The sequence below is a fragment of the Ralstonia sp. RL genome (assembly GCF_001683835.1).
Taxonomy (GTDB): Bacteria; Pseudomonadota; Gammaproteobacteria; order Burkholderiales; family Burkholderiaceae; genus Ralstonia; species Ralstonia mannitolilytica.
In genome coordinates this window covers 39,018-54,860 of sequence record NZ_LWRX01000044.1, presented here as the reverse complement: position 1 = coordinate 54,860, position 15,843 = coordinate 39,018, and the positions used below count along the sequence as shown (strand labels likewise).

The following is a 15,843-nucleotide window of genomic DNA, read 5'->3' as shown; positions in this document are numbered from 1 at the left end:
TCCATTGCGCTCAGGCGGCCGCCTGATAACCGGGGTGCCAGCGCAGCCAGTAGCGCTCCAGCCCTCGCGACAGCCAATCCGCCACCTTGCCCAGCAGCGCATACAGCAGGATGCCGAGCAGCACCACATCGGTCTGCAGGAACTCGCGCGCGTTCATCGTCATGTAGCCGATGCCGGCCTGGGCCGAGACGGTCTCGGCAACGATCAGCGTCACCCACATCAGCCCCAGCGAGAAGCGCACGCCAACCAGGATCTGCGGCAGCGCGCCGGGCAGGATCACCTCGCGATACAGCTGCGCACGCGACAGGCCGTAGCTGCGCGCCATCTCCACCAGCGCCGGATCGACCGAGCGGATGCCGTGGTACGTGTTCAGGTAGATCGGGAAGAACACGCCCAGCGACACAAGGAACAGCTTGGCCGACTCATCGATGCCGAACCACAGGATGACCAGCGGAATGAGCGCCAGCACCGGGATGTTGCGCACCATCTGGAACGTCGTATCGAGCAGCGTCTCGGCCGTGCGGAAGGTGCCCGTGAGCAGCCCCAGCACCAGCCCGAGCGAGCCGCCGATCGCAAAGCCCACCAGCGCACGCCACGTGCTGACCGCCACGTGCGTCCACAGCTCGCCCGAGCGCGCCAGTGCGATGGCGGACTTGGCCACGTCCAGCGGCGCCGGCAGGATGCGGTTCGACAGCCAGCCCCATTGCGCAGACGCCTGCCACAGCACCAGCAAGACGATCGGCACGATCCAGGGGGCAATGCGTTGGCGTGCCGCGCGCAGGAACGTGCTGGCTGTGCGTTTCGATTCGGAAGCCATGGCGTGCTCCTTCAGCTTGCGGCCACTTTGGGCACGATGCCGGTGGCGATCACCTCGCCAAATGGGCCGTTGAGCACGTTGCCCGGCAGCTTGTCGCGCACCGAGCGCGGCAGCAGCGGGAACACCAGTTCGGCAAAGCGGTACGCCTCTTCGAGGTGCGGATAGCCGGAGAGGATGAACGTATCGATGCCCAGCTCGGCGTATTCCTGCATGCGGGCGGCCACGGTCTGCGGGTCGCCCACCAGGGCCGTGCCGGCACCGCCGCGCACCAGCCCCACCCCGGCCCACAGGTTCGGGCTGATCTCGAGATCGGCACGCGTGCGCTTGACGCCGTTGGCATGCAGGGCGGCCATGCGTTGCTGGCCGGCCGAATCCATCTTGCGGAAGGCCTCCTGCGCGCGGGCGACGGTGTCGTCGTCGAGCTTGCTGATGAGCTTGTCGGCGGCCGCCCATGCCTCGTCTTCCGTCTCACGCACGATCACGTGCAGGCGGATGCCGAACTTGACCGTGCGGCCATGCCTGGCGGCGCGCTTGCGCACGTCGGCCAGCTTGTCGGCCACGGCCGCAGGCGGTTCTCCCCAGGTCAGGTACGTGTCGACCTGCTCGGCGGCGAGCTCATGCGCCGCCTCCGACGAACCGCCGAAATACACCGGCGGATACGGCTTCTGCACCGGCGGGTACAACACCTTCGCGCCCTTCACGCTGAGGTGCTTGCCGCTGTAATCGAGCGCGGCGCCTTCGTGGCTCGCGGCCAGGGTTTCACGCCAGATGCGGATGAACTCTTCCGATGCCTCGTAGCGCTGCGCGTGGTCCAGGAACAGGCCATCGCCGGCCAGCTCGGCCGGATCGCCACCGGTGACGAGGTTCACCAGCAGGCGGCCGTTCGACAGGCGGTCATACGTCGCCGCCATGCGCGCAGCAAGGGTCGGCGCCATCAGGCCCGGGCGCACCGCCACCAGGAAGCGCAGGCGCTTCGTCACGGGAATCAGGCTCGCTGCAACGATCCACGGGTCTTCGCACGAACGCCCCGTCGGGATCAGCACGCCCTCGTAGCCGAGCGTATCGGCGGCCACGGCCACCTGCTGCAGATAAGTGTGATCGACCTGGCGTGCGCCCTCGGCCGTGCCGAGGTAACGGCTGTCGCCGTGGGTCGGGATGAACCAGAAGACTTGCATGACAGCTCCTTGGATGGTGTTGTTCTCGCCGTTCTGGGCCGGCCCCTCACGCGCGGGCAATCGCCAGCTGCGCCGGGCTGGGATGCCAGACCAGCTCGATCGGCTTGACCGCGCGCGGAATCAGCCCCAGTCCGTGGAACGCATCGGCCACGCGCTGCTGCTCGGCAATGGCCTCGGGCGTGACGGGCCGCACCGGAGACTGCGGCCGCCGCGACAGGAACAGATGCACCGTCGCGAGCGACAGGCCCGAGAAATCGGCAATGCGCTGCGCGGCTTCCTTGCGGTTCTCCTGCACGAGCCGGTCTGCGCGCGAGAGTTCGGCAAAGATCGCGGCGATGGTGTCGCCGTGCTGCTCGGTAAAGGCGCGCGGCGCGAAATAGAACGAGTTGTTGGACGACAGCGTGCGCCCCGTCGCCAGCACGCGCGGCTTGATGGCCAGCTCCGTGGCGGCGTAGTAAGGGTCCCAGATGCCCCAGGCGTCCACGGCGCCACGCTCGAAGGCGGCGCGCGCGTCGGCGGGCGTCAGGTACACGGGCTGGATATCGGCAAAGCCGAGCCCCGCTTTCTGCAGGGCGCGCACGATCAGGAAGTGCGAGCTCGATCCTTTCTGAAACGCCACGCGCTTGCCCTTCAGATCGGCCAGCGTCTTCAGTGGCGAGGCCTGCGGCACCAGAATCGCCGAGCTGTCCGGCTTGGGCGGCTCCACGCCCACGTAGCGCAAGTCCTTGCCGGCGGCCTGTGCAAACACCGGCGGGGTATCGCCAGTGAAGGCCAGGTCAAGGCTGCCTGCGGACAGCGCCTCCAGCTGCTGCGGCCCGGCCGGAAACTCCAGCCAGCTCACCTTCGATTCGGGAAAACGCTGCTCCAGCGCGCGGCTTTCCTTGACGATGACGAGGTTGACCGCGCTCTTCTGGAAACCGATGCGCAGTTGCGCAGGCGGGGTGATCTTCGGCAGGTTGGCCGGCACGCCCGCAGCGTTGGCCGCCTGCGACACCGGCGCCAGCGTTGCCAGCGACGCACCGGCCACGGAAGCGCCCAGCAGACGACGACGTTGGATATCGATGGTCATGGCAGTCAGCGAGCGGCTTGTTGCGTGGCGGCCGGCGCGACCGGCTTCCAGGCGGAATCGGCCACCTTCACCTGACGCGGAATCAGCTTGAGCGTGTGGAACGTATCGGCAATGCGCTGCTGGTCGGCCAGCGCCTCGGCGCCGACCGGCTGGATGCCGTACGCAATGCGCGACACCGAACGCGCCACCACCGCCGGCTCCAGGCCAAGCTGCGGGCCCAGAATGGTCGTCACCTCCTTCGGGTTGGCCGCGGCCCAGGTGTCGGTCTTCTTCAGTTCATCCAGCACGATGTTCAGCACATCGGGCCGCGCGCCCGCATAGCCCTTCGATGCCAGGAAGTACTGCGAGTTGTTGACCACGCCCGTGCCGTCGGCCAGCACGCGCGCGCCCAGCTGCTGTTCAGCCGCGGCAAAGAACGGATCCCAGATCACCCAGGCGTCGACGGCGCCGCGCTCGAAGGCAGCGCGCGCATCGGCGGGCGTGAGGTACACGGGCTGGATATCGCTGTACGGCACGTTGGCCTTTTCCAACAGCTTCACCAGCAGGTAATGCACGTTCGAACCCTTGTTGAAGGCGACGCGCTTGCCTTTCAGATCAGCCACGCTCTTGAGCGGCGAGTTCTTCGGCACGATGATCGCCTCGCCGGTGGGCGCAGGTGGCTGGTTGCCGACATAGACGAGATTCGCGCCGGCAGCCAGCGCGAAGATCGGCGGCGCTTCACCCGTGGTGCCGAAATCGATGGCGCCCACGTTCAGGCCTTCCAGCAGCTGCGGGCCCGCGGGAAACTCGGTCCACTTCACTTCGATGCCCTGCGCGGCAAGGCGCTTTTCCAGCGTGCCGCGTGCCTTGAGCACCGTCAGCGTGCCGTACTTCTGATAGCCGATGCGCAGTTGCTTGGCAGCGGTTGGCGGCGGGGCATCGCTGTTGGCAGACACGGCCGGTGCACCGAGCGTGGCGAGCAGCGCTGCGAGCGTCAGGGAAGCGCGGGTCAAGGTCCTGCGCAGTTGTGAGTGGTTCTTCATGGCAAGTTCGGTCGATGCGAAATGTTGGGGCGGCACGATCCGCGCGCAGGCGCTGCGCGGGCATGACAACAACGGGAAACTCAGGAACAGGCGTGCGCGATCAGCGCATCACGCCAGACATCGCATTCGTTCTTCGTCGGCGGCCTGGAACGTGGCACGCACCGCGCTGCGGCTCGAAACGATGACCTGCGCCACGGCCGGATGCCGTGCCAGCGCCAGTGCCTGATGCACGCGCTCCACGCCGTCATCCAGGCGCTGCTGCAGCGCCGGGTCGACGCTCACGCCGTCATCTGCCACGACGATCTGCGAGTCGACTGCAAAGATGCCCGGCAGGATCGAGCGCGCCGCCAGCGCCGTCAGTACGGGGCGCAGCGCGTAGTCGATCGCCAGCGTATGGGCAAGGCTGCCGCCGGTGGCAATCGGCAGCACGACCTTGTCGCGCAGCCCGCTCTGCGGCAGCAGATCGAGAAATGTCTTGAGCAGCCCGCTGTAGGCCGCCTTGTAGACCGGCGTGGCGAGAATCACCACGCCCGCCGCTTCCACCCGCGCCACCGCATCGGCGATGGCGGGGTCCGACACCTGCGCGCCGAGCAGCGCGTCGGCCGGAAGGCTGCGCAGGTCCAGGTGGTCCGCCTGCTCGCCGGCGCGTTCGAGCTGCGCACGCACGTGGCCCAGCAGGCGCGCAGATCGCGATTGCGCCGAAGGGCTGCCGGAAATCGTCAGGATTTGCATGATGCGGATCACCCGATGTCGTTACGTCATGTGGGCCTTACTTGCCCGGTTGGTAGAGCTGGTCAAACTGCCCGCCGTCGGCAAAGTGCGTCTTCTGCGCCTTCTGCCAGCCGCCGAACGTGTCGTCGATGGTCACAAGCTTCACCTTCGGGAATTCGCTCTCGTGCTTCTTCGCCACGGCCGGGTCGGTCGGGCGATAGAAATTCTTCGCACCGATCTCCTGCCCTTGCGGCGTGTACAGGAACTTGAGATACGCCTCCGCGGCCTTGCGCGTGCCCTTCTTGTCGGCCACCTTGTCCACCACCGCCACCGGCGGCTCGGCCAGGATGGAAATCGACGGCACCACCACGTCAAACTTGTCCTTGCCTTCCACGCGTGCCGCCAGCAGCGCCTCGTCTTCCCACGCGATCAGCACGTCGCCGATACCGCGCTCGGTAAAGGTGGTGGTCGCACCGCGCGCGCCCGAATCGAGCACCGGCACGTTCTTGTAGAGCTTCTGCACGAAATCCTTGGCGGTGGCGTCCGAACCGCCCGGCTGCTTCAGCGCATAGGCCCAGGCGGCCAGGTAATTCCAGCGTGCACCGCCGGAGGTCTTCGGGTTCGGCGTGATGACGGCGATGCCCGGCTTGACCAGGTCATTCCAGTCCTTGATGCCCTTCGGGTTGCCCTTGCGCACCAGGAAGACGATGGTCGACGTGTACGGCGAGGCGTTGTGCGGCAGGCGCTTCTGCCAGTCCTTGCCGGTCAGCCCCTTCTCGGCGATCGCGTCGATGTCGTAGCCGAGCGCCAGCGTCACCACATCGGCCTCCAGCCCGTCGATCACGGAGCGGGCCTGCTTGCCCGAACCGCCATGCGAAGCGCGCAGGGTGATGTCCTCACCCGTTTCGGCCTTCCACTTCTTGGCGAATTCGGTGTTGATTTCCTTGTACAGCTCGCGCGTCGGGTCGTACGACACGTTCAGCAGTGTCGTTGCCGCATGCGCACCCACGGTTCCCCCCGCCACGATGGCAGCCGCGATGGTGTTGAAGACAAACTTGCGAATCATCTTGCAGCTCCGTTTCTGATCTCTGATGGATTTGGAATAGGAGCAAGACTACCGAGCGGGTCTTGTACGGGGAACGAATGGTTTCAGGGAATGTTCATCGTTTTTTGCATAAGGTGGAGGTGGGGGCTGCGCGGAGGGGGGCGGTCTGTGCGTGGGGGGTGTTTGTGGTGCATCCCTTGTTTCGCCCCCGGCAGGGGGGTGAAACAAGGGATGCACCACCAACAAAAAAAGCCGCTCCAGAACCCTCCGGAGCGGCTTTTCAACGCACCAAACCACAGCCTCAGTGCACAACCCTCTCAAACGTAAACTGACCATCCCGATAATCCACCGGCACCACATCCTTGGGCGCGAACTTGCCCTCCAGGATCATCCGTGCCACCGGATTCTCAAGCTGCTGCTGGATCGCCCGCTTCAACGGCCGTGCCCCAAACACCGGGTCGTAACCCGCTGAAGCGAGCTTGGCCACCGCTTCGTCGCTGATCTCCAGCGTCAGGTCCATCTGCGCGAGACGTGCCGCCAGGCGCTTGAGCTGGATCCGCGCGATCGATTCGATGTTGCGTTGGTCCAGTGCGTGGAACACCACCACCTCGTCGATCCGGTTCAGGAATTCGGGCCGGAAATGCGTCTTCACTTCCTGCCACACGGCACCCTTGATCACATCCGCGGGTTCGGTCGCCATCTGCTGGATGAGCTGCGAGCCGAGGTTCGACGTCATCACGATCACCGTGTTCTTGAAGTCGACCGTGCGGCCCTGGCCGTCGGTCAGACGGCCATCGTCCAGCACCTGCAGCAGCACGTTGAAGACGTCCGGGTGCGCCTTCTCCACTTCATCGAGCAGCACCACGCTGTACGGCTTGCGGCGCACGGCTTCGGTCAGGTAACCGCCTTCCTCGTAGCCGACATAGCCCGGCGGCGCGCCGATCAGGCGGCTCACGGAATGCTTCTCCATGAACTCGCTCATGTCGATGCGGATGAGGTGGTCTTCCGAATCGAACAGGAAACTGGCCAGCGCCTTGCACAGCTCGGTCTTGCCGACACCCGTGGGGCCGAGGAACAGGAACGAGCCGTAGGGCTTGTTCTCGTCCGCGATGCCGGCGCGTGAGCGGCGGATGGCATCCGCCACCAGGCGCACGGCCTCGTCCTGGCCGACCACGCGCTCGTGCAGGCGGTCTTCCATCTTCAGCAGCTTCTCGCGCTCGCCGGTCATCATCTTCGACACGGGGATGCCCGTGGCGCGGCTGACGACTTCGGCAATCTCTTCGGCACCCACCTGCGTGCGCAGCAGCTTGTTCGGCTGCTTCTGGCTGGCCGACTCGGCGGCGGTCGCGGCCTTCAGCTTACCTTCCAGCTCGGGCAGCTTGCCGTATTGCAGTTCGGCTACCTTGTCGAGCTTGCCTTCGCGCTGCAGCTTGGTGATCTCCAGCTTGATCTTGTCGATCTCCTCCTTGAGCGCGGCCGCACCTTGCGCGGCGCCTTTCTCGGCCTTCCAGATTTCGTCCAGATCGGCGTATTCCTTCTGCAGGCGTTCGATCTCCTGCTCGATCAGCTCCAGGCGCTTCTGCGAGGCTTCGTCGGTTTCCTTCTTCACCGCCTCGCGCTCGATCTTGAGCTGGATCAGGCGGCGGTCGAGCTTGTCCATCGCCTCCGGCTTCGAGTCGATTTCCATCTTGATGCGCGCCGCAGCCTCGTCGATCAGGTCGATGGCCTTGTCCGGCAGGAAGCGGTCGGTGATGTAGCGGTGGCTGAGTTCAGCCGCGGCCACGATCGCCGGGTCGGTGATCTCCACGCCATGGTGCAGTTCGTACTTCTCCTGCAGACCACGCAGGATGGCGATGGTCGCCTCCACGCTGGGCTCATCAACGAGCACCTTCTGGAAGCGGCGCTCCAGCGCAGCATCCTTCTCGATGTACTTGCGGTATTCGTCCAGCGTGGTCGCGCCGATGCAATGCAGCTCGCCACGTGCCAGCGCCGGCTTGAGCATGTTGCCGGCGTCCATCGCGCCCTCGGCCTTGCCCGCGCCCACCATGGTGTGGATCTCGTCAATGAAGAGGATGGTCTGGCCCTCTTCCTTGGCGATGTCGTTCAGCACGGCCTTCAGGCGCTCTTCGAACTCGCCGCGGTACTTGGCGCCGGCCAGCAGGCCCGCCATGTCGAGCACCAGCACACGCTTGTTCTTCAGGCTCTCGGGCACTTCGCCGTTGACGATGCGCTGCGCCAGGCCTTCGACGATGGCCGTCTTGCCGACGCCCGGCTCGCCGATCAGCACCGGGTTGTTCTTGGTGCGGCGCTGCAGGATCTGGATGGCACGGCGGATCTCGTCATCGCGGCCGATGACGGGGTCGAGCTTGCCGATGCGTGCACGCTCGGTGAGGTCGATGGTGTACTTCTTGAGCGCTTCACGCTGGCTCTCGGCCTCGGCGCTGCCGACGGTCTGGCCGCCGCGCACGGCGTCGATGGCGGCTTCGAGCGGCTTGCGCGAGAGGCCGTGTTCGCGCGCAATGCGGCCGGCCTCGCCCTTGTCGTCAGCCACGGCCAGCAGGAACAGCTCGCTGGCGATGAACTGGTCGCCGCGCTTGATGCCTTCCTTCTCGGTCTGCTGCAGCAGGCTGCCGAGGTCTCGGCCGACCTGGACTTGCTCACCGCCCTGCACCTGCGGCAGGTGCTTGATGGCGCGGTCCAGCGCCGTGTCGAGCGCGCTCGTGTTGACGCCCGCCCGAGCGAGCAGGTTGTTGGTCGCCCCATCCGGCTGGCGCAGCATGGCCAGCAGCAGGTGGACCGGTTCGATGTACGGATTGTCGTTGCCCAGCGCCAGGCTCTGCGCGTCCGCCAGCGCTTCCTGGAAGCGGGTGGTCAGTTTGTCCAAACGCATTAAAAAACCCCTTGCGGAAAATGTTTCACTGACCCGAAAGATAGGGAGCTTCGGTGCCATTTCAAGCACAGAAGCGCCGGTTTTCATGCAGTTTTTGCGCAAGAACAAGCGGCGGCACGCCTGCCGACGCGCCGCCGCCCGAAGTGCCTCAAAGCCGTCCCGGCTACGGCATCAGTTCGGCACCGACACCGTCACCACCCCGCCCGACACGTTCACCGAAATGCGGTCGCCCGCGGCTGGCGTGTTGGTGAAGTTCGGCACGTTCGTCGCGCTGATGGCCGGCGCAGCACCGGGCGTGCCGCCGCGCGGCGTGGTGCGCACCACCTGGGAAGGCGGCAGCGGCGTGCCGTTCTTCAGGTACGCATACATCGCGTCCAGCGCGCGCTGCTCGTACAGCACCAGCGGCACGAACAGCGAGTCGTAACCCGGGACGAGGTCGATGAAGCCGTCGAAATGCTGCGCGTTCATCACCTCGATGTACGACAGCTTGCTGGAGCCGCCTTCCACCTTGGCATTGAGGCCCAGATACGGCCGCGCGCCGTGGTTGACGGGCAGCAGCGCATCGTTGCGGCCCTGCACGATCAACGCAGGCTTGCCCTGCAGGTTGCCGGTGCGCAGCGTCTGGCTGATGCCGGTCTGCAGCGATTGCGACGCCGCGTCGCTGCCGGTCAGCAGATTGCGCAGGCACAGCGCGCCATCGAGGTTGGCCGCCTGCGTGCCGCTGGAATCGATGGACTGGTTGCTGCGCATGGGACCGCCCTGCGCGTTGTTGTTGACGAGCTGCACGCCGGAGGTGGGCGGAATGCCGTTGCCCAGCGCCGCCATCTGCGCCAGCGATGTGGCGTTCACGGCGGTCGGGTGGAACGCGGCATCCGTGGCGGCAAAGCTGAAGCCACACAGGTTGTCGGCCACGCTTGCGCGCGAGAGCGCATTGCCGAAGGTCGTCGCCACGGACGGATCGATCTCGTAGAACGACATCGATGCGTGCACGAGGTCAGACTCGGGCTCCCAGCCGTAGGCGCGCATCTTCTGCAGGGCTTCGTCGGCCTGGGCGGCAGGCGTGGCCGCCGTCAGCAATCCCGCCGCCTTGAGCGCGGCGCAACGGTTGGCCTGCACGCCGGCCGGGAACGTCGTCAGGCTCGTAAAGAAGGCCTGTGCCGGCGCCGCCCCCACGCTCGCGGACGAGGCTGCGCACAAGCGGAAGACGTTGGCATAGCTCACGTAGTCGAAGAGCGGTTTGCCCGTGGTCGGCAAGGTTGCGCCGCCGCGCACCACCTGCACGCCGGTGTTGGGCGGCAGGTTCAGGCCCGGCTCGCCGACGGCCACACCGTCGATCCAGCCGCCGGTGTCCTGCTCGGCCGCCGCAATCGCGGCCCCGCCCCCGTTGGAGATGCTCGACGCGATGACGATGGTGTTGTCGGGCCGTACCGGTAGCGCGCTGCCGACGAGCACGCCATTGGTCGGCGTGATCTTGTCGTTGATGGCCCAGAACGCGAACTGCACGGCTTGCAGCGTGAACTGGCCCCAGTCTTTCTCCGGGTTGCGCTGCGAATGCGCGTGCTTGAACGCCAGCCGGTTCGGCGTGGCCGCATTGAAGGCCGCGAGCTGGCTGCTCGTGAGCGGCGCGGCAAAGTGCGCATTGGTGCCGGCGGCGTTGCGCGTGGTGCGCGTGCCGTCCTGCAGGGCGACGGTATCGGTGGCAAGGTCATGCGGGCCGGCGCCGGTGCCCTTGTCGGTGTAGGCGACGGCGCACTTGCGCTTGAGCCCCCATTCGCCGGTCGAAATCGCACCGTAGACGCCGCGCGAGCCCGACGAGGTGGCGGTGATGATGCAGGGGTTGTTGACGTCGAAGCTGTCCGGAATCTGCACAAGCAGCACGACGTTCTGCTGCCCGGTGCCGTCATCGGAGTACGCCACGTATTCGGTGCCGGCGATCATGCCGGAGCCGCCGGTCGGGTTGCCGTTGACGTCGACACTCGGGCCGTACAGCGTGCCGTAGCCGCCCTTGGCCGCGGTGTCGACCAGCGCGCGGTAGTTGGCCCAGATCGCGAGACGGCGCAGCTCGGCTGCCGTGGGCGATGTTGCATTGGCAACGGCGGGCGCGGTGGCCGACGCCAGCCCATTGGCGCCCAGGCCCGCGGTCAGCAGGTCATCGGAGGTGCCGTCGTAATGCGTGATGGTCACCTTACCGACGAAGGCCGGCTTGGTGTTGCCCGGCACGTTGTTGCCGTCGTTGCCGCCGCCGCAGGCACTCAGCACGCCGCAGCCGGCCAGCAGCATCGCGGTGGCCGTGACGAGGTTGCCGGCCGAGACGTGCCGTCGCAGGCGCGCGGTTCGGGTTGGTTTCATTGCGTCTCCTTCTCGTTATGGATGGAACAACACAAGACACCCCGCGGCAGCCTCCGGGACTGCCCGTCCTACGCCGCCGCGGGCGCTACCAGTATGTGAACCGTACGTATCATGCGCAAGGACAAAAAACCCGTAAGCCCAACGGGCGGCCTGCCATCAACTGAACGTACGCACCGTCCAGAGACCGAGCAGCGTGAGGAACAGAGAACCGCTCAGATGCACTGCCACGTGCAGCGCGCCAACCACGTAGTCGCCGGCCAGGATATTGGCGACCACCTCGCTCGAAAAGGTCGAGAACGTCGTCAGCCCACCAAGGAAGCCCGTCACAGCCAGCAAACGCCATTCCGGCGGCAGCCCGGCATGTGTATCAAAGAAGCCGACCGCCACGCCGATCAGGTAGCCGCCGAGCAGATTGGCGGCCAACGTGCCATACGGCAGCGCCGGATTGATCGCATTCCACAGCACGGCAAACAGCCAGCGCAGCCACGCCCCCAGCGCAGCCCCCACCCCGACGGCCACAAACCCCATCCCGCTCATGCGGTTGCTCCTTGTTATTCGTCATCGTTCGGCTGCGCGGGGGCCTCCGGGCTGCCGGCAGCGTTGTTCGTGGTGATGCCCCAGCGGGCGAGCGCCTTGTCGTCGGTCACGCGGGCGTCCACCCAGCGCGCGCCTTCGGGTGTCTGCTCCCTCTTCCAGAACGGCGCCTCGCTCTTGAGGTAATCCATGATGAATTCGCACGCCGCGAAGGCTTCGCCGCGGTGCTTCGATGCCACCGCCACCAGCACGATCTGGTCTTCGGGCTTGAGCTTGCCGACGCGGTGGATGACGAGCGCGTCGATCAGGTCCCAGCGCTGCATTGCCGCATCGACGATGTTGGCGAGCGCCTTCTCGGTCATGCCGGGATAGTGCTCCAGCTCCAACTCGGACACGCCGCTGCCATCGTTGACGTCGCGCACGGTGCCGATGAAGCTCGCCACCGCGCCGATGCTCGGACGGCCGGCACGCAGGGCTGCGATTTCAGCGCCAAGGTCGAAGTCGGCTTCTTGTACGCGGACGGTCATGTCGATCCCCGGCTCAGCCGCCCGTGACTGGCGGAAAGAATGCGACTTCGCAGCCATCGTGCACGGCCGTATCGGCGGACACGATCTGGTGGTCCACCGCCATGCGCAGCGCGCGGCCCTCGGCCAGTGCTTCACCCCACACGGGACCACGCTGCGCCAGCCAGCGGCGCACATCGCCGACCGTGCGCACGGTGTCCGGCACGGTGGCCGTCTGCTGCGAGAGCCCCAGCTGCTCTCGCACACTGGCAAAGAAGCGGAGTTCGATCTGCATGCTCATCGCTCCTTCACTCCTTACACCAGCCCCGCGAACGGCAGGAAGCTGACGACATCGCCCTGCGCGATCGGCTGGTTGGGCGGGTTGTCGATCAGGCCATCGCCCCACACGGTGGAGGTCAGCACGCCCGAGCTCTGGTTCGGGAACAGGTCCAGCCCGCCGTTGGCATTGATGCGTGCGCGCAGGAACTCGTTGCGGCGATCGCCCTTGGGCAAGGCAAAGTCGGCGCGCATCGGGATGCGCTTGGGCGCCACGTCCTGCACGCCCTGCAGGCGCAGGATGAACGGCCGCACGAACAGCAGGAAGGTGACGAAGCTCGACACCGGATTGCCCGGCAAGCCAATGAAGAACGCCGTCGGGCCGCCCACCATGCCTTCCGGCCGACGCACCTCGCCAAAGGCGAGCGGCTTGCCCGGCTTGATGGCGATCTGCCACAGGTTCAGGCGCCCTTCGGCTTCCACGGCGGGCTTGATGTGGTCTTCCTCGCCGACGGACACGCCGCCCGACGTGATGATCAGGTCGTGCGCCTCGGCAGCTTCGCGCAACGTCTCGCGCGTGGCTTGCAGCGTATCGGGCACGATGCCGAAATCGGTGATCTCGCAGCCCAGGTTTTCGAGCAGCGCACGCAGCGTGAAGCGGTTGGAGTTGTAGATGGCGCCGGGCTTGAGCGGTTCGCCCGGCATGGCGAGCTCGTCGCCGGTAAAGAAGACGGCCACGCGCGGGCGGCGCACAACCTGCAGATGGGCGCAGCCCACAGACGCCGCCAGCCCCAGTTGCTGCGCGCCAAGGCGCGTGCCACGCGGCAGGATCTCCGCACCCGCGGCAATGTCCTCGCCGGCACGGCGGATCCACTCGCCCGACTCCGGCACATGTTCGATGACGACGGTGCCGGTGTCCGGCTCGGCCTTGCATTGCTCCTGCATGACCACCGCATCGGCGCCCGGCGGAATCAGCGCGCCGGTAAAGATGCGTGCGGCCTCGCCGGCATTCAGCGGCTGGCCGACGTGGCCGGCAGGAATGCGCTGCGCCACCGTCAGCCGCGTGCCCGGTGCGCCAATGTCCGCCGTGCGCACCGCGTAGCCGTCCATCGACGTGTTGTCGGCCGGCGGCACGTTCAGGCTGCTGTGCACCGGTTGCGCGAGGATGCGGCCATTGGCGTGCAGCGTCGGCACGGTTTCGATGTCATGCAGAGGGCGCGCAGCAGCAAGCAGTTGCGACAGTGCCGCATCGAGCGTCAGCAGAGACGGTTTGACGGCGGGAGCATCGTTGGCGGACATGCGAGGCGGGAACACGAAATCGGTAGAGATTTCGATTGTATCGGTTCCACGCGGGCGCCATGCATCAGCGCAGGCGTATCACGCGAATGCGTTGGCCAGCGCGGCCCGCAGCGCGGGCACGATGTGCGCGTCAAACCACGGGTTGTGTTTGAACCAGGCGAGATTGCGCGGGCTCGGATGCGGCAGCGGAAACAGCACGCGGCGCTGGGCGTCGTGCACGGGCCCGTTGCGCACCACGTCGCTGAGCGACCAGTCGCGCGGCACGGCGAGGTAATAACGCTGGGCGTAGGCGCCCACCAGAAGGGCGAGCTTCACGTCGGGCATGGCCGTCAGCAGCGGACGATGCCAGCGCGGCGCGCATTCGCGGCGCGGAGGCAGGTCGCCATTCGCGCCGGTGCCGGGAAAGCAGAACCCCATCGGCACGACGGCGATGCGCTTGTCGGCGTAAAAGTCGTCGTACGGGATCTGCAGCCACTGGCGCAGCCGATCGCCGGAGCGGTCATTCCACGGGATGCCCGTTTCATGCACCATGCGCCCGGGCGCCTGCCCGACGATCAGCACGCGGGCGCGGCGGTCCGCCACGACCACGGGGCGAGGCGTGTGTGCGAGCGCCCCGCTGCACGTGCGGCACGCGCGGATGTCGCGCAGGCAGCGTTCGAACGCTGCCGCGGTCGCGCCATCCGGCACCGCCATCACCGCGTCAAAGACCCGTGTGTTGCGCGATGTAGGCCTTCACGCGATCCACATCGGCGGGCATGACTTCGAAGCGCTGCGGCAGCGATTCGATATCAGCGTAGCCGGCCGGGCGCTCCGGCTCGCGGTCCAGCGCTTCGCGGATCGTGTCGCCAAACTTGGCCGGCAGCGCGGTTTCCAGCACCACCATCGGCACGCCTGGCGTCAGGTTTTCGCGCGCGACCTTTACGCCGTCTGCGGTGTGCGTGTCGATCATCGTGCCGTAACGGGCAAACACGTCGCGGATCGTATTGACGCGATCTTCGTGCGTGCTACGGCCCGAGACAAAGCCGAACTCGCCGATGCGGTCGAACTCCGGCTTGCCGGTCATCGAGAAGCCCCCCTTCTCGTCCACGTCGCGGAACAGTTGTGCCAGGCGTGCCGGATCGCGATCCAGCAGGTCGAACACGAAGCGCTCGAAGTTCGAGGCCTTGCTGATGTCCATGCTCGGGCTGGACGTGTGGTATGTCTGGGCGGCCGAGCGCACGCGGTACGTGCCGGTGCGGAAGAACTCGTCCAGCACGTCGTTCTCGTTGGTCGCCACGACGAGCTTGTCGATCGGCAAACCCATCATGCGCGCGATGTGGCCCGCGCAGACGTTGCCGAAGTTGCCCGATGGCACGCAGAACGACACCTTCTCGCCAATCGACGGGGCAGCCAGCAGGTAACCTTTGAAGTAGTAGACGACCTGCGCCACGACGCGCGCCCAGTTGATGGAGTTGACCGTGCCGATCTTCTGGCGCGCCTTGTACTCGTGATCGTTCGACACCGCCTTGACGATGTCCTGCGCGTCGTCGAACACGCCTTCGATGGCGATGTTGAAGATGTTCGCGTCCTGCAGGCTGAACATCTGCGCGGTCTGGAACGCGCTCATCTTGCGGTGCGGGCTCAGCATGAACACGCGCACGCCGCGCTTGCCGCGCATGGCGTATTCGGCCGCGCTGCCGGTGTCGCCGGAGGTGGCGCCGAGGATGTTCAGTTCGGCGTGCTCACGGTCGAGCGCGTATTCGAACAGGTTGCCCAACAACTGCATTGCCATGTCCTTGAAGGCCAGCGTCGGGCCGTTGGACAGGCACAGCAGCGACAGCGAGGTGCCGCCCTCGTCGCCAAGCTTGTGCAGCGGCGTGATATCGGCGGTGTTGTCGCCGGCGCGTGCGTTGCAGTAGACCTCGGGCGTGTAGGTGCGGCGAGTCAGCGCACGCAGGTCATCCTCGGGGATGTCGGTGGCGAACTTGCGCAGGATCTCGAACGCGAGGTCCGCGTACGGCAGGTCGCGCCAGCGGGTCAGTTCCTCAACGCTGACCTGCGGGTATTGCTCGGGCAGGTACAGGCCGCCGTCCGGCGCGAGGCCGCCGAGCAGGATGCGGGAGAAGCTCTGCGGCTCTGCGTGGCCGCGGGTCGATCGGTATTGCATGCTCATC

General features: G+C 66.5%; 14 protein-coding genes. All 14 read right to left on the bottom strand.

Features of this window, described 5'->3' with window-relative positions; translation table 11 throughout:
* Positions 1-10 precede the first annotated feature (10 nt).
* The gene (gene ssuC / locus A6M56_RS05025) at positions 11-817 is read right to left on the bottom strand and encodes an aliphatic sulfonate ABC transporter permease SsuC (protein WP_045786695.1); all 807 of its coding nucleotides are present in this window, start codon (positions 815-817) and stop codon (positions 11-13) included.
* Positions 818-828: 11 nt separating this feature from the next.
* On the bottom strand, positions 829-1,992 hold the full coding sequence (ssuD, locus tag A6M56_RS05020; RefSeq protein WP_045787851.1) for an FMNH2-dependent alkanesulfonate monooxygenase: 1,164 nt from the start codon (positions 1,990-1,992) through the stop codon (positions 829-831).
* A 46-nt stretch (positions 1,993-2,038) separates the two neighbouring features.
* Entirely contained in the window at positions 2,039-3,061 is a 1,023-nt protein-coding gene (locus A6M56_RS05015) for a sulfonate ABC transporter substrate-binding protein (RefSeq protein ID WP_102079743.1), read from the bottom strand.
* A 5-nt stretch (positions 3,062-3,066) separates the two neighbouring features.
* Positions 3,067-4,083 (bottom strand): sulfonate ABC transporter substrate-binding protein, encoded by a 1,017-nt coding sequence (locus A6M56_RS05010; protein ID WP_102079742.1) that lies wholly within the window; start codon positions 4,081-4,083, stop codon positions 3,067-3,069.
* Positions 4,084-4,191: 108 nt separating this feature from the next.
* Positions 4,192-4,815 (bottom strand): NADPH-dependent FMN reductase, encoded by a 624-nt coding sequence (gene ssuE, locus A6M56_RS05005; RefSeq protein WP_045787849.1) that lies wholly within the window; start codon positions 4,813-4,815, stop codon positions 4,192-4,194.
* A gap of 37 nt (positions 4,816-4,852) precedes the next feature.
* Positions 4,853-5,860 carry a sulfate ABC transporter substrate-binding protein gene (locus tag A6M56_RS05000; RefSeq protein WP_045786693.1) on the bottom strand — a complete coding sequence of 336 codons (1,008 nt, stop codon included), beginning with the start codon at positions 5,858-5,860 and terminating at the stop codon, positions 4,853-4,855.
* A 280-nt stretch (positions 5,861-6,140) separates the two neighbouring features.
* Complete coding sequence (clpB, locus tag A6M56_RS04995; protein WP_062739644.1) at positions 6,141-8,729, bottom strand: ATP-dependent chaperone ClpB; 2,589 nt, start codon at positions 8,727-8,729, stop codon at positions 6,141-6,143.
* A 171-nt stretch (positions 8,730-8,900) separates the two neighbouring features.
* Positions 8,901-11,078, bottom strand: coding sequence for a 3-hydroxybutyrate oligomer hydrolase family protein (locus A6M56_RS04990; protein ID WP_102079740.1), 2,178 nt, complete (start codon positions 11,076-11,078; stop codon positions 8,901-8,903).
* Between the two features lie 156 nt (positions 11,079-11,234).
* Positions 11,235-11,615, bottom strand: coding sequence for a fluoride efflux transporter CrcB (crcB, locus tag A6M56_RS04985; RefSeq protein ID WP_102079739.1), 381 nt, complete (start codon positions 11,613-11,615; stop codon positions 11,235-11,237).
* A gap of 14 nt (positions 11,616-11,629) precedes the next feature.
* Complete coding sequence (moaE, locus tag A6M56_RS04980; RefSeq protein WP_102079738.1) at positions 11,630-12,139, bottom strand: molybdopterin synthase catalytic subunit MoaE; 510 nt, start codon at positions 12,137-12,139, stop codon at positions 11,630-11,632.
* A gap of 13 nt (positions 12,140-12,152) precedes the next feature.
* On the bottom strand, positions 12,153-12,410 hold the full coding sequence (gene moaD, locus A6M56_RS04975; protein ID WP_102080254.1) for a molybdopterin converting factor subunit 1: 258 nt from the start codon (positions 12,408-12,410) through the stop codon (positions 12,153-12,155).
* A gap of 20 nt (positions 12,411-12,430) precedes the next feature.
* The gene (locus A6M56_RS04970; RefSeq protein WP_062739646.1) at positions 12,431-13,690 is read right to left on the bottom strand and encodes a molybdopterin molybdotransferase MoeA; all 1,260 of its coding nucleotides are present in this window, start codon (positions 13,688-13,690) and stop codon (positions 12,431-12,433) included.
* Between the two features lie 78 nt (positions 13,691-13,768).
* Positions 13,769-14,386 (bottom strand): uracil-DNA glycosylase family protein, encoded by a 618-nt coding sequence (locus A6M56_RS04965; RefSeq protein ID WP_102079737.1) that lies wholly within the window; start codon positions 14,384-14,386, stop codon positions 13,769-13,771.
* 4 nt (positions 14,387-14,390) lie between these two features.
* Positions 14,391-15,836 carry a threonine synthase gene (gene thrC, locus A6M56_RS04960; RefSeq protein ID WP_102080253.1) on the bottom strand — a complete coding sequence of 482 codons (1,446 nt, stop codon included), beginning with the start codon at positions 15,834-15,836 and terminating at the stop codon, positions 14,391-14,393.
* Positions 15,837-15,843: the final 7 nt, after the last annotated feature.

Excerpts from the sequence above, each read along its gene's own strand:
- ssuC (WP_045786695.1), bottom strand. The coding sequence starts at position 817 with ATGGCTTCCGAATCGAAACGCACAGCCAGCACGTTCCTGCGCGCGGCA.
- ssuD (WP_045787851.1), bottom strand. The coding sequence starts at position 1,992 with ATGCAAGTCTTCTGGTTCATCCCGACCCACGGCGACAGCCGTTACCTC.
- A6M56_RS05015 (WP_102079743.1), bottom strand. The coding sequence starts at position 3,061 with ATGACCATCGATATCCAACGTCGTCGTCTGCTGGGCGCTTCCGTGGCC.
- A6M56_RS05010 (WP_102079742.1), bottom strand. The coding sequence starts at position 4,083 with ATGAAGAACCACTCACAACTGCGCAGGACCTTGACCCGCGCTTCCCTG.
- ssuE (WP_045787849.1), bottom strand. The coding sequence starts at position 4,815 with ATGCAAATCCTGACGATTTCCGGCAGCCCTTCGGCGCAATCGCGATCT.
- A6M56_RS05000 (WP_045786693.1), bottom strand. The coding sequence starts at position 5,860 with ATGATTCGCAAGTTTGTCTTCAACACCATCGCGGCTGCCATCGTGGCG.
- clpB (WP_062739644.1), bottom strand. The coding sequence starts at position 8,729 with ATGCGTTTGGACAAACTGACCACCCGCTTCCAGGAAGCGCTGGCGGAC.
- A6M56_RS04990 (WP_102079740.1), bottom strand. The coding sequence starts at position 11,078 with ATGAAACCAACCCGAACCGCGCGCCTGCGACGGCACGTCTCGGCCGGC.
- crcB (WP_102079739.1), bottom strand. The coding sequence starts at position 11,615 with ATGAGCGGGATGGGGTTTGTGGCCGTCGGGGTGGGGGCTGCGCTGGGG.
- moaE (WP_102079738.1), bottom strand. The coding sequence starts at position 12,139 with ATGACCGTCCGCGTACAAGAAGCCGACTTCGACCTTGGCGCTGAAATC.
- moaD (WP_102080254.1), bottom strand. The coding sequence starts at position 12,410 with ATGCAGATCGAACTCCGCTTCTTTGCCAGTGTGCGAGAGCAGCTGGGG.
- A6M56_RS04970 (WP_062739646.1), bottom strand. The coding sequence starts at position 13,690 with ATGTCCGCCAACGATGCTCCCGCCGTCAAACCGTCTCTGCTGACGCTC.
- thrC (WP_102080253.1), bottom strand. The coding sequence starts at position 15,836 with ATGCAATACCGATCGACCCGCGGCCACGCAGAGCCGCAGAGCTTCTCC.